This is a genomic window from Streptomyces sp. NPDC002018 (assembly GCF_042890865.1).
Lineage (GTDB): Bacteria > Actinomycetota > Actinomycetes > Streptomycetales > Streptomycetaceae > Streptomyces.
Genome location: NZ_JBIASO010000013.1, coordinates 26,671 through 39,768, shown reverse-complemented (window position 1 = coordinate 39,768; position 13,098 = coordinate 26,671). Strand labels below are relative to the sequence as shown.

Sequence of the window (13,098 nt, the reverse complement as noted above, 5' to 3'; positions counted from 1 at the left end):
CACTGGTATTCCCTCCGCGTGGGGCGTCATGCGTGGTGGAGCGGTCCGTCGCCGGACGGTGCCGCTCCGTAGGGCGTCCATATGGCCGGACCCCACCGCTCCACCGGATTGATGGTGGTCCGGCCCGTGCTCGGCGGTGCGTGAGCGGCCCTACTCTCCGTATCCACCAGAGGGGGGACACCTCGAAGGAGCCGCCATGCAGGGAACCCGTACACGAACCCGTCAGAGAAAACTCTCCACCGCCGGGCTGCTGCTCGCGCTGCTGGTCGCCCTGCTCGGTGCGGGTGGGCCCGGGTTCGTGCCCGTGGCGCGGGCCGCGTCGCTCACCGAAGTCACCGGGTTCGGCTCGAACCCCGGAAATCTGCGGATGTTCCGCTATGTGCCCGACGGTCTGCCCACGGGCCGGCCCCTGGTCGTGGCGATGCACGGCTGTACGCAGTCGGCCGCCGCGTTCGACACCGAGACCGGCTGGACCAAGTGGGCCGACCAGTGGGGCTTCGCCCTGCTGCTGCCGCAGCAGCAGTCCGGGAACAATCTCAACTCCTGCTTCAACTGGTTCGAATCCGGCGACATAGGGCGGGGCGCGGGCGAAGCCCTGTCGATCAAGCAGATGACGGACCGGATGAAGACCGATCTGGGCAGTGCCCCGGGGCGGGTGTACGCGACCGGGCTCTCCGCCGGGGCCGCGATGACCAATGTGATGCTCGCCGCCTACCCGGACGTCTTCGCCGCCGGAGCGCCGGTGGCGGGGCTGCCCTACGCCTGTGCGACCAGTGTGCTGGCCGCCTACACCTGCATGAGCCCGGGGACCAACCTCACACCGGCCGCCTGGGCGGACAAGGTCCGTGGCGCGTACCCCGGTTACACCGGGAGCAGGCCGTCGGTCTCGGTCTGGCAGGGCACCAGTGACGCGACGGTCGTCCCCGCCAACATGCGGGAGACCGTGGAGCAGTGGACCGCCGTCCACGGCACGGACGCCACGGCCGACACCAACGACACCGTGGCGGGCTATCCGCACGCGGTGTACCGCGACGGCGCCGGACGGGCCGTGGTGGAGACGTACTCCCTCACCGGCATGGGGCACGGCCAGCCGGTCGACCCGGGTACGGGGGCCGAGCAGTGCGGCACCGCGGGCGCGTACATCCTGGACGTCAACATCTGTGCCTCGTACCGCATCGGTCAGTTCTGGGGTCTGGGCGGTGGCGGTGGCACGCCGGAGGATCCCGGCGAGCCCGGCGGGGAGGAGCCGCCGCGCACCGTGGTGTTTCCGAGCCTGGGCGCGGACGACGGGTATGTGAAGGCGTCGGCGACGGGCGGCGCTCCCGCCGTCGGCACCCTCGAAGGCAGCCTCGGGGTCGCGGTCGGCCGGGGTACGGACGGGCTCCACAACCGCGCCCTCCTCTCGTTCGACACCTCGTCCCTGCCGGACGGCGCGAACGTGAAGCGGGCCTATGTGACGGTGGCGCGCGGCAGCGGCGGCGGTGATCCCTGGGCGGCGGGCAACCGGCTGGTGCTGGACATCAGGACCGGCTGCTTCGGTGCCGCCTGTTCGACGGGGTCGGACGACTGGGGCGCCGCGGCCTCGGTGACGGAGGCGGCGGAGTTCGGCGCCTTCACCTCCGGGACGAAGGCGTCCGGCGCCTTCACCACGGTCAACCGTACGGGCGTCACCCAGGCACGGCTGCGCCTGGTGAACGCGCCGGCCTCGACGGCGTACGTCTTTCTGAAGTCGGGCGCCGACGCGACGCTGACGGTGGAGTGGGAGGAGTAACCAGCCCCCGTACCGGTCCGCCGTCTTCGGCGCTCGGGCCCGGCACAGCCCACCACAGCGCCGCGCGCGGGGGCGGGGGGGGGGGGGCGCGCCCGCCCCCCCCCCCCCCCCCCCGCGGGGGGGGGGGGGGGGGGGGGGGGCCCCGCCCCCCAACGCGCCCCCGGGCCGGTGCGGTTGACCATGTCGATATAGCGGTCCCAGTCCCAGTAGCGCCCGGGATCCGTGTGCGTGGCGCCGGGGACCTCGCTGTGCGCGATGATGTGGCCCCGGTCCTTCGGCAGGCCGTACCGGTCGCAGACGGCGGCGGTCAGCGCCGCCGACGCGTCGTAGAGCGCGTCGGTGAGGTACGCGGGCCGGTCCACCCAGCCCTCGTGCTCGATTCCCACGCTGCGGGTGTTGTAGTCCCAGTTGCCCGCGTGCCAGGCGATGTCCCGCTCCCGCACGAACTGGCCGATGTACCCGTCGGCCGAGGCGACCATGTAGTGCGCGGAGACCTGCTTGGCCGGATTCTGGAAGATCCTCCTGGCCTTCTGGAAGGCCACCTGCGTCACATGGATGACGACGAACTCGACCGGATACTCCGAGGGGCGGTCGGAGACCGTGTAGTTGGCGGGGGTGGCCGGCATCCAGTGCGTGGGGGGAGGCGCGACGGGGGCCCGGCGTTCACCGGCCCGCGCGACGGCGGAGGCCGTGCCGGCCGCGAGAGCCGTGGAGCCGAGATACGCGCCGGCGCGGAGTAACGCCCGTCGCGTCGGGGCGGTTCCTTCGGTTTCCATGGGGCTCTCCTGTTCTGCTGGGCGGGCCGGCGGGCCGCACGCGCGGCGCGGCCCGCCCCATGCTGAACGGCGGGACGGTCCCCGCCGGGATCGACCCGGCACCCGGGTCACCCGGACAGGGAAGACCACCCTTCTGCCCCAAACGGTTCCCCGCGGCCTACACCCAGGCACCCCGGGCCGCGAGCGTCAGGACCAGCGCGGCGATGTTCCACGCGTCGTCGTCCCCGCGGTGGTGGCGGCCCTCCAGCGGAAGTCCCGCGATGCGCAGCGCCTCGGCCATCCCCGGGCGCCTGCGCAGTCCGTGGGCGGCGGTGAAGGCCAGCTTGGCGTTGGTGTGCCGCTGCCCGAAGGGGTACGTGGCGCTGCTGGTCCTGCACTGCCGGGCGAACTGCCGCCGGTCGTAGTCGCCCCAGCTCGCCCAGGGCCGCAGACCGGCCGCGTGTTCCACCGCGAGCACGCGGCAGGCCTCGGCGAAGCCGAGGCCTGTGTCCACTTCCGCCTGGGTCAGGCCGGTCAGCCCGGTACAGAAGTCGCTGACCGTGGACCGCGCGGGCCGTACGAGAATACGGTGCCGCGCGATCCGTTCGCCCGCGTCGAGGTCGACGACGGTCAGTCCGATCTCGATGATCTCGCTGACGGCGCCGGGCGGTGGCGTTCCGTCCCAGCAAGTGGCTTCCACGTCAACGACGTTCAGCAGTCCCCCGGAGCTGCGCATGCCGCAGAGCGTAGTGCGAAGTTCGCCTGGCGGTCACCTGTTTCCTTGGTTGGGGCCGAGTCGGCTGTTTCCCTGCGGGGGTCCGAGAGGGCTGTCTTCCACCGTGCCGACCCGGCGCTTGCGTCCGCTCCTCATCGCGGCGCCCGCGCAGAGCAGACCGAGCAGGAAGGTCAGCGCGCCGATGACGACATTGCTCCAGATGATGCCCTTGTCGGGGCCGCTGCCCACGACCCAGGGGGACACGATCAGCCACACTCCCATGAGACACATGGCCCAGCTCAGCCCGTACATCCTCGCCGGGGCGCTGGTGAAGCCGAGCGCCAGCACGACGATGGCGATACCGATGATCACGTTGTGGATCGTCAGCGACTGCTGGGTGTTCGAGAAGTGCAGGATCCAGGGTGACAGCGCGCAGTACAGACCGACGAGGAACACCGGTCCGTCCACGAGCGCCACATCGCGTCCGCCGAGCATGCGCGCGTACCGCTCCCGCATCTCGGGGACATCGGGATGACCGGCAAGGTCCCCCCTCGCATGTGAAACGTCGGCCATACGACTCGCCTCCTTCGTTCGCCGCAAGTCTGACCGCGAGGCGCGACACCGGGTCGCGCTCTGTCCATTCTGCGCGCTTTGTCGGTTTTTGTTAAACGCGGGGCCCCGGCGGACCATCGCCGCACCTCAGAGCCCGTTCACATCTCCCCGGCGGCTCCGCGCCCACCGCGTCGCACCCCGCACGGAGGGTGAGCGAACGGTGGCGGTGGGTGCCGCCCGGAGCGGGCCGAAGGGCGCCGGGGCGGGAAGCGGCACCGCAACCGCGTTGCTTTCAGGGGCATTTCGCTGGATCCTTACGGGGCTGATCGACCGGGCGGCGGAGGGGTGGCCATGCCGTACATGGGGGAACTGCGGCTCTCGGACGGGACGTCCGTCCCCTTGGAGATCGACGAGGGGGAGGACGGCGGGATATCCAGGGCGGCCCGCGGGGGCGCCGAGGTGCAGACCGTCGCCGAGACCTTGCAGGAGGCTCTGGACCGGGTGCGCCCGGCGCTCAATGTGATGGTGGAGAAGGTGCGCGAGCTGGCGCATCCGCCGGACACCGTGGCCGTGGACTTCGGTGTCAAGCTCACCGCCGAGGCCGGGGTGGTGGTGGCGAAGGCCGCCACCGAGGCCAATTTCACCGTGCACCTGGAGTGGCACAGCGGCTCGCTGCCGACCTCCTGACCGGCCGTCATCGCGCCATGTCCGTACGTGGGGCCGACGCGTACCCGCGGTCCCGTACCCGGGTACGGGACCGCGGGACACCGGCCGCCCGCGCCCGTAACCCCGCGCCGACCGCCCTATCGGGTGAAAGTCATGTCGCGGGGGCTGACGGGGGAAGGGCCGTGCGCGGCTGTCCGGTTCGCCGCGCTGGCCCGGAAAATCCGCACCTCCGACGGGTTCGCCGGGAGCCTTGACGACGCGCCGGGGAGGAAGCGGTCGCGCCGCGCCGGGGAAAGCAACGCCATGCTGCTTGCCGAGTCCCCACCCCAGGCGTTGACCGGAGGAACGTTGCAGTGACGACGACAGGCACGGAAGAGTCGGCTGAGGCCGAGGACTCCTACGAGAACGAGGTGCCGGTACGGCGCAAGCGGCCGGGCGCTGTCATCGTCGGATGGCTGACCACCACCGATCATAAGACGATCGGCACGCTCTATCTGGTCACTTCATTCGGATTCTTCATCATGGGCGGTGTGCTGGCGCTCTTCATGCGCGCCGAACTGGCCCGTCCCGGGATCCAGATCATCTCGCACGAGCAGTTCAACCAGGCGTTCACGATGCATGGCACGATCATGCTGCTGATGTTCGCGACACCGCTGTTCGCCGGCTTCACCAACTGGATCATGCCGCTCCAGATCGGCGCGCCCGATGTCGCCTTCCCCCGGCTGAACATCCTGGCGTACTGGCTCTATCTCTTCGGCTCGCTCATCGTGGTGGCGGGGTTCCTGACCCCCAACGGCGCCGCGGACTTCGGCTGGTTCGCGTACTCCCCCCTCACCGACGGGGTCCACTCGCCGGGGGTCGGCGGTGATCTGTGGATCATGGGGCTGGCCTTCTCGGGCTTCGGCACGATCCTCGGTTCGGTCAACTTCATCACCACGATCGTCTGTATGCGCGCCCCCGGCATGACGATGTTCCGGATGCCGATCTTCACCTGGAACGTGCTGCTGACCGCCCTGCTGGTGCTGTTCGCCTTCCCCGTGCTGGCCGCCGCGCTGCTCGCCCTGGAGGCGGACCGCAAGTTCGGCGCGCATGTCTTCGACGCGGCCAACGGCGGCTCCCTGCTCTGGCAGCACCTCTTCTGGTTCTTCGGCCATCCCGAGGTGTACATCATCGCCCTGCCGTTCTTCGGCATCGTCACCGAGATCCTCCCGGTCTTCAGCCGCAAGCCGGTCTTCGGCTATATCGGTCTGGTGGGCGCGACCATCGCGATCGCGGGTCTCTCGATCACCGTGTGGGCACACCACATGTTCGTGACGGGCGGTGTACTGCTGCCGTTCTTCTCCTTCATGTCCTTCCTGATCGCGGTGCCGACCGGGGTGAAGTTCTTCAACTGGATCGGCACCATGTGGCACGGCTCGCTCTCCTTCGAGACCCCGATGCTCTGGTCGATCGGCTTCCTGGTCACCTTCCTGTTCGGCGGCCTCACCGGTGTCCTGCTGGCCTCGCCGCCCCTGGACTTCCATGTGTCCGACTCGTACTTCGTGGTCGCGCACTTCCACTACGTCGTCTTCGGCACCGTGGTGTTCGCGATGTTCGCCGGATTCCATTTCTGGTGGCCGAAGTTCACCGGGAAGATGCTGGACGAGCGGCTCGGGAAGATCACCTTCTGGACGCTGTTCGTCGGATTCCACGGCACGTTCCTCGTCCAGCACTGGCTGGGCGCCGAGGGAATGCCGCGCCGGTACGCGGACTATCTCGCCTCCGACGGATTCACCGCGCTCAACACCGTCTCCTCCATCTCCTCCTTCCTGCTCGGGCTGTCGATGCTGCCGTTCTTCTACAACGTCTGGAAGACCGCGAAGTACGGCAAGAAGATCGACGTGGACGACCCCTGGGGCTACGGGCGCTCCCTGGAGTGGGCGACCTCGTGCCCGCCGCCGCGGCACAACTTCCTCACCCTGCCGAAGATCCGTTCCGAGTCCCCGGCGTTCGATCTGCACTACCCCGCCATCCGGACGCTCGACGAGGCCGCGAACCGGCACGACACCTCCGCGACGGTGGCGCCGGGGGACAACCAGAAGTGAGAACAGGAGCCGGAGAGGGCGTGGCACGCCGCGCCGGAACGAGGAGGAACGCGTGGAGCCCGACCAGGACAGCGCTCGCGGTCTTGTCCAGCTCGAAGGCTATCTCCTGTGGAGCGCCGAGGTCGGGGACGCCCGCGCGCGGGCGGTGCGCTTCTGCGAACAGCTGCCCTGGCTGACGACGGCCCAGCGCGAGGACGTGGAACGCGTCTATGTCGCCGACCGGCTGGCGCTCTCCAAGGCGATGCTCGTCCGGATCTCGGAACGCGCCGCCGAACTGCGCGACGAGTACACGGAGCGCTACCGGCGGCTCAGAACACGCTGTGTGGCGGCGGCCGTTCTGGCGGTGGGCGCGGCGGGCGGCCTGTGCGCGGCGGTGATGTCTCTCGGCCGTTGACGGCGGGTGCGGCGGGGCGGTGCCGGGGCCCGGCGGCGCCGTGCGGCACGGGCGGTGCGACGGGAGAACCGGGGGCGCGGCAGAATCGGCCCATCGCACCTGGGAAGGAGCACCACCATGGCAACTCCTCTGACCGCCGCGAAACTCCTGAAAGCACTCCGGGACGAGGGACTGAAGGTCGTCGAGCACCGGAGCTGGCGGACGCACAACCGCAATCACAAGGGTCCTTGGGGCCCGCTGCACGGCGTGATGATCCATCACACCGTCACCTCGGGCACGGCCGCCTCGGTCGAGCTGTGTTACAACGGCCACTCCACCCTGCCGGGCCCGCTGTGCCACGGGGTGATCGCCAAGGACGGCTCGGTCCATCTCGTCGGCAACGGCCGGGCCAACCACGCCGGCCTCGGTGACGACGAGGTCCTGCGCGCCGTGATCGGCGAATCGGCGCTGCCCGCCGACAACGAGGCCAACACCGACGGCAACCGGCACTTCTACGGCTTCGAGGCCGTGAATCTGGGCGACGGCAAGGACCCGTGGCCGGCCGCCCAGTTGGAGGCGATCGAGAAGGCCGCGGCGGCCGTCTGCCGGGCGCACGGCTGGAGTCACCGCTCCGTGATAGGGCATCTGGAGTGGCAGCCGGGCAAGATCGACCCGCGCGGCTTCACCATGGAGTCGATGCGCGGGCGCGTCAAGGAGCGGCTCGCCGCCGGCCCCGGCACCCCCTCCCCGCCGCCGAAGCCCCCGGTGGCCTACGAACCGTTCCCCGGAGCCGCGTTCTTCGCGGCCGGCCGGCGCAGCGCGATCATCACGGCGATGGGCAAGCGGCTGGTGGCGGAGGGGTGCGGACGGTACGAGGTCGGGCCGGGACCGGCGTGGTCCGACGCCGACCGCGCGTCGTACGCCGCCTGGCAGCGCAAGCTCGGCTACACCGGTGGTGACGCCGACGGTACGCCGGGAAAGACGAGCTGGGACCGTCTCAAGGTGCCCAACGTCTGATCCACCGGCCCGGCGCCCCGTGCGCGCGGAGCCACTTCGCGGGCCCCGGCCGCGGAGCGACTCCGCGGCCGGGGCGCCGGACAGCCGGTCCTCGCGGTCAAAGGCGCGAACGGTTTTCGCTCTTATGATCCATTGATCCATCACCGGACACGGGCTCTTCGGCCGCGCCCTCATGGACCACATCCGATCCGTCACTCGGAGCGAGCAGATGTGGTGGTGGCGCCACGCGTTCCGGGTCGGAGCGGGCAAGACTGCCTGCGTTCCACGAACCCGACCCAAGGAGTGTTCGCATGCGGTCCATCGCAAGAGGCCTGACGCTCACCGCCACCGCCCTGGCGTTCACCACGCCGGCCGGCACCGGCGCGGCGAGCGCCGCACAGACCGGCGCGGAGAGCCTGTACGCGCCGTCCGCCCTGGTGCTCGCCGTCACCGCGGGAGACGACGCCACGGCCGGTACGGTGCTGCGCGCCGTGACGCTCACCTGCGCGCCCACGGCACAGGGCAGCCATCCGGACGCGGTCGGCGCCTGCGCGGAACTGCGCGCCACCCGGGCCCGGCTGGACACGATCACCACCCCGGGCTCGCGCGCCGCGTGCAGCAAGGAGTGGAACCCGGTGACCGTGACGGCGGAGGGCGTCTGGGAGGGCAGACGTTTCTCGTACGCCCACACCTTCGGCAACCCGTGCGCCAAGGACAGCGGGAGCGGCGCGGTCTTCGCCTTCTGACACCCGTCCGGTTCCGGACGTCCACCGACGGGCGGCCGGGGCCGGGCGTCCGGCCGCGACGCGCTCCCGCCCCCGGCGCCGCCAGGGGCGGGAGCCGCCGCGAGCGGACCCGTGCCCCCGTCCGCCCCGGTCGTACGGGCCGCCATTTCGGCACTCTTGACCGGCTCATGTCATACCCGCAGGATGACCCCGGACGGCCCGACTTCATCCATCCCGCACAGGGCGCGTCGCAGCGGTACCCCCCACACCTCCAGATCCGGGAGACTTCATGCGGCTCCGAACACGCGCAAGCGGCACCACCGGCCGCAGACGGACAGCGACCCTGGCCGCCCTGCTGACCCTGGCCCTCGGCGTCACCGCCACGGCCACCAGCGCCGACTCCACGCCCCCGTCCGCCGCCGCCAGGGCCGCGGCGGCCGACGAGGAGATCCGGCAGTACGAGATCCAGATGCACGCGACCTCCGCGACACGCACCGCGCTCGCCAGGACGGGCGTGACCATCGACGAGTCGGACAGCGAGACCGTGGTCGTCTCGGCCGATCCCGCGCAGGCGAAGCGGCTGCGCGCGCTCGGCTACGACCCCACACCGCTGGGCGCCGTCCCCGACCGCACCCTGAACGGCGTCGTCGAGCCGTTCGACTTCCCCTCCGCCGACTCCAGGTACCACAACTACGCGGAGATGACGAGCGAGATCAGCGCTGTCATCGCGGCCAACCCCGGCCTGGTGAGCCAGCGGGTGATCGGCACCTCGTACCAGGGCAGGAACATCGTCGCCCTCAAGATCAGCGACAACGTCGCCACCGACGAGAGCGAGCCCGAGGTCCTCTTCACCCACCACCAGCACGCGCGTGAGCACCTCACCGTGGAGATGGCGCTCTATCTGCTCAAGGAGCTGACCTCCGACTACGGCACCGACTCGCGGGTCACCAACCTCGTCAACAGCCGTGAGATATGGATCGTCCCTGACCTCAACCCGGACGGCGGCGAGTACGACGTCGCCACCGGTTCGTACCGGAGCTGGCGCAAGAACCGTCAGCCCAACTCGGGCTCCACCGCGATCGGTACGGACCTCAACCGCAACTGGGCCTACCGGTGGGGCTGCTGCGGCGGCTCCTCCAGCAGCCCCTCCTCGGACACCTACCGGGGCAGCGCCGGCGAGTCCGCCCCCGAGGTGAAGGTCGTGGCGAACTTCGTCCGCGGCCGGGTCCTCGGCGGCGTGCAGCAGATCAAGGCCGCGATCGACTTCCACACCTACAGCGAACTGGTCCTGTGGCCCTTCGGCTACACCACCGCGGACACCACGACCGGTATGACGGCGGACGACCGCAACGCCTTCGCGACCGTCGGCCGGAAGATGGCCGCCAGCAACGGCTACACCGCCGAGCAGGCGAGCGACCTCTACATCACGGACGGTTCGATCGACGACTGGCTGTGGGGCACGCACAAGGTCTTCTCGTACACCTTCGAGATGTACCCGTCGTCGAGTTCGGGCGGCGGCTTCTACCCGCCCGACGAGGTGATCGACCGCGAGACGAGCAGGAACCGCGACGCGGTGCTCCAGTTGCTGGAGAACGCGGACTGCATGTACCGCTCCATCGGCAAGGAGGCGCAGTACTGCTGATCCGGTGCCGTGAGGTGCCATGAGGTGCGTACAGGGGCGCCCCCGCCGGCGGCGGGGGCGCCCTCGTGCGCGCGGCCGTCAGCGGGGGCGGGATTCCTGCCGCACGGGTCCTTCGGCACCGGTCAGCTCCCGTACCAGCGTGCCGACCTGGTCCGTCTCGATGAGGAAGCCGTCATGGCCGTACGGCGACTCGATCACCCGCATCCGGTCCGCGCCGGGGATGCCCGCGGCCAGCTCCCTCTGCTGGGAGGACGGGTAGAGCCGGTCCGAGTCGACACCCGCCACCAGGGCCGGCGCGGTGACCCGGCGCAGCGCGGCGGCCGTGCCGCCGCGCCCCCGTCCCACGTCATGGCCGTTCATGGCCTCGGTGAGCACCACATAGCTGCCGGCGTCGAAGCGCCGTACGAGTTTGGCGGCATGGTGGTCCAGATAGGACTCGACCTGGTATCTGCCGCCCCGCCGGGGATCCTCCCCGCCCTGCGGCTCCCGTCCGAACCGGACCCGCAGTTCGGGCTCGCTGCGATAGGTGACATGGGCGAGCCGGCGGGCCAGTCCCAGCCCGTTGTGCGGACCGCGCCCCGGCCCGGCGTCGTGGTAGTCGCCGCCGCGCCAGCACGGATCGGAGCGGATCGCGCGGGCCTGGAGCGTGGCCCAGGCGATCTGCTCCGCGCTCGCGCTCGCCGTGGTGGCGAGCAGCATCAGCGCTCCCACGCGCTCGGGGAAGGCGACGGCCCACTCCAGGGCCCGCATTCCGCCCATCGAGCCGCCGAGCACCAACGCCCAGCGTTCGACGCCCAGTTCGTCGGCGAGAGCGGTCTCCGCGGCCACCTGGTCGCGCTGGGTCAGCCGGGGAAAGGCCGAGCCCCAGGGCCCGCCGTGCCGGCCGGCCGAGGACGGTCCTGTGCTCCCCTGGCAGCCGCCGAGCACATTGGGCGCGACGACGAACCAGCGGTCGGTGTCCAGGGCCCGTCCCGGCCCGATCAGCGCGTCCCACCAGCCGGGCGTGGGATGACCTGGCCCCGCCGGGCCCGCGACATGGCTGTCCCCCGTCAGGGCGTGCAGCACCAGGACCGCGTTGGAGGCGTCGGGGGCGAGCGCTCCCCAGGTCTCGTAGGCGATACGGACTCCCGGCAGTTCGGCGCCCGACTCCAGGGGCAGCGGCTTCGGCGCGGCCCACCACGCGCGGCGGCCCGGCAGGTCCCCCTCCCGCCAGGCACCGGTGGCCGGCGGGAGGGGGACGGAAGCCGGGGGGACGGGCCCGGGGGAACCGGAACCCGGCGGTCCGGGGTCCGTATCGGTCCCGGTGTTCAGGACGCGCCCTTCGCCGCGCGGAAGCCCGCCTCCAGATCGGCCTTGAGGTCGGCGAGGTTCTCGATGCCGACCGACAGCCGCACCAGGCCGGGCGAGGTGCCGGTCGCGGCCAGTTGCCCGGCGTCGAGCTGACTGTGGGTCGTCGAGGCGGGGTGGATGATGAGGCTCCGTACATCGCCGATGTTGGCGAGATGGCTGAACAGCTCCACCGCGTCGACGAAGCGCTTGCCCGCCTCCACCCCGTCGCGCAGCTCGAACGCCAGCACCGCGCCGGCTCCGCGCGGAAGATACCGCTGGGCGGCCTCGTGCCAGCGGTTGGACGGCAGCCCCGGATAGTACACCGCGGCGACCTCGTCCCGCTGCTCCAGCCACTCGGCCAGCGCCTGGGCGTTGGCCGAGTGCCGCTCGATGCGCAGCGACAGTGTCTCGACCCCCTGGAGGAGCAGGAACGCCGACAGCGGTGACAGGGCGGGGCCGAGGTCGCGCAGGAGCTGCACCCGCAGTTTGACCGCGAACGCGCTCGGGCCCAGGGCCGGCCAGTACCGCAGTCCGTGATAGCTCGGGTCGGGCTCGTTGAAGTCCGGGAAACGCTCGGCGTGCGCGCCGAAGTCGAAGGTGCCGCCGTCCACGACGACACCGGCGATCGTGGTGCCGTGGCCGCCGATGAACTTGGTCGCCGAGTGCACGACGATGTCCGCGCCGTGCTCGATGGGCCGCAGCAGATAGGGCGTCGGCACCGTGTTGTCCACGATCAGCGGCACGCCGGAGCTGTGCCCGACCTCGGCGACACCCTCGATGTCCAGGACATTGCCGCGCGGATTGCCCAGTGTCTCGGCGAACAGCGCCTTCGTGTGGGGCCGGATCGCCGCCCGCCACGCGTCGAGGTCGTCCGGGTCGTCGACGAAACTCACCTCGATGCCGAACTTCGGCAGCGTGTGGCGGAAGAGGTTGTACGTCCCGCCGTAGAGCGAGGTGCTGGAGACGATGTGGTCCCCGGCGGAGGCGAGCGTGAGGATGGCCAGGGTCTCCGCGGCCTGCCCCGAGGCCAGCGCCACGGCGGCGACGCCGCCTTCGAGCGCGGCGATCCGCTGCTCGAACGCGTCCTGGGTGGGGTTGTGGATACGGGTGTAGATATTGCCCGGCTCGGCGAGCGAGAACAGGTCCGCCGCGTGCTGCGTGTCGCGGAACACGAACGAGGTGGTCTGGTAGACGGGCACCGCCCGCGCGCCGGTGGTGGGATCGGGCGTGGCGCCCGCGTGCACCTGCTTGGTCTCGAACGACCAGGCGGAGGTGTCGGGGCCGTCGGAGTGGTCCTCGGGGGTGTGTCCGGCGGTGACGGAATCGATGGGCTGGCTGGACTGGCTCATGGTTCTCCCTGGTGCGGTACGGGTGCCGAGCGGGCGGAGACGGCGGAGACGGTGAACAGCAGGGTGGAGTCAGCACAGGGGAGGGCGAGGACACGGGCGGCGGGGGCGCACGAGGGCGCACACCGGCGCGGGGCGTGGCCT

Annotated in this window: 10 protein-coding genes and 2 pseudogenes; 7 read left to right on the top strand and 5 right to left on the bottom strand. The window is 71.0% G+C overall.

The genetic code is table 11. The features are described from left to right. The first annotated feature begins 196 nt into the window (after nt 1–196). A complete protein-coding gene (locus tag ACFYYH_RS21955; protein WP_388553536.1) occupies nt 197–1,771 on the top strand; it encodes an alpha/beta hydrolase family esterase in 1,575 nt (524 codons plus the stop codon). Nucleotides 1,772–1,947: 176 nt separating this feature from the next. Here the strand turns inward: ACFYYH_RS21955 and ACFYYH_RS21950 are convergent. From ACFYYH_RS21950 to ACFYYH_RS21940, 3 genes and pseudogenes are all read right to left on the bottom strand, one after another. After that, nucleotides 1,948–2,547 (bottom strand): annotated as a pseudogene (locus ACFYYH_RS21950) (N-acetylmuramoyl-L-alanine amidase); the annotation flags it as partial. Nucleotides 2,548–2,704: 157 nt separating this feature from the next. Beyond that, nucleotides 2,705–3,262, bottom strand: a complete 558-nt coding sequence (locus tag ACFYYH_RS21945; protein ID WP_388553534.1) for an exonuclease domain-containing protein — start codon at nt 3,260–3,262, stop codon at nt 2,705–2,707. A 114-nt stretch (nt 3,263–3,376) separates the two neighbouring features. After that, nucleotides 3,377–3,814: pseudogene (locus ACFYYH_RS21940) on the bottom strand (SPW repeat protein); the annotation flags it as partial. A gap of 330 nt (nt 3,815–4,144) precedes the next feature. On the opposite strand from ACFYYH_RS21940, the gene ACFYYH_RS21935 reads away from it, so the two are divergent. From ACFYYH_RS21935 to ACFYYH_RS21910, 6 genes are all read left to right on the top strand, one after another. Continuing rightward, a complete protein-coding gene (locus tag ACFYYH_RS21935; RefSeq protein WP_388553531.1) occupies nt 4,145–4,480 on the top strand; it encodes a CU044_2847 family protein in 336 nt (111 codons plus the stop codon). Nucleotides 4,481–4,812: 332 nt separating this feature from the next. Next, complete coding sequence (ctaD, locus tag ACFYYH_RS21930) at nt 4,813–6,543, top strand: cytochrome c oxidase subunit I (RefSeq protein WP_388553528.1); 1,731 nt, start codon at nt 4,813–4,815, stop codon at nt 6,541–6,543. Nucleotides 6,544–6,595: 52 nt separating this feature from the next. After that, complete coding sequence (locus ACFYYH_RS21925) at nt 6,596–6,937, top strand: hypothetical protein (RefSeq protein ID WP_388553525.1); 342 nt, start codon at nt 6,596–6,598, stop codon at nt 6,935–6,937. A 117-nt stretch (nt 6,938–7,054) separates the two neighbouring features. Further along, a complete protein-coding gene (locus ACFYYH_RS21920) occupies nt 7,055–7,933 on the top strand; it encodes a peptidoglycan-binding protein (RefSeq protein ID WP_388553523.1) in 879 nt (292 codons plus the stop codon). 290 nt (nt 7,934–8,223) lie between these two features. Then, complete coding sequence (locus tag ACFYYH_RS21915; protein ID WP_388553520.1) at nt 8,224–8,658, top strand: SSI family serine proteinase inhibitor; 435 nt, start codon at nt 8,224–8,226, stop codon at nt 8,656–8,658. Nucleotides 8,659–8,926: 268 nt separating this feature from the next. Next, nucleotides 8,927–10,279, top strand: coding sequence for a M14 family metallopeptidase (locus ACFYYH_RS21910; RefSeq protein ID WP_388553517.1), 1,353 nt, complete (start codon nt 8,927–8,929; stop codon nt 10,277–10,279). 78 nt (nt 10,280–10,357) lie between these two features. On the opposite strand, the gene ACFYYH_RS21905 is transcribed toward ACFYYH_RS21910, so the two are convergent. Together ACFYYH_RS21905 and ACFYYH_RS21900 are read right to left on the bottom strand one after the other, a co-directional pair. Then, entirely contained in the window at nt 10,358–11,476 is a 1,119-nt protein-coding gene (locus ACFYYH_RS21905) for a homoserine O-acetyltransferase (protein WP_388554011.1), read from the bottom strand. Nucleotides 11,477–11,586: 110 nt separating this feature from the next. Next, nucleotides 11,587–12,957, bottom strand: coding sequence for a bifunctional o-acetylhomoserine/o-acetylserine sulfhydrylase (locus tag ACFYYH_RS21900; RefSeq protein ID WP_388553514.1), 1,371 nt, complete (start codon nt 12,955–12,957; stop codon nt 11,587–11,589). Nucleotides 12,958–13,098: the final 141 nt, after the last annotated feature.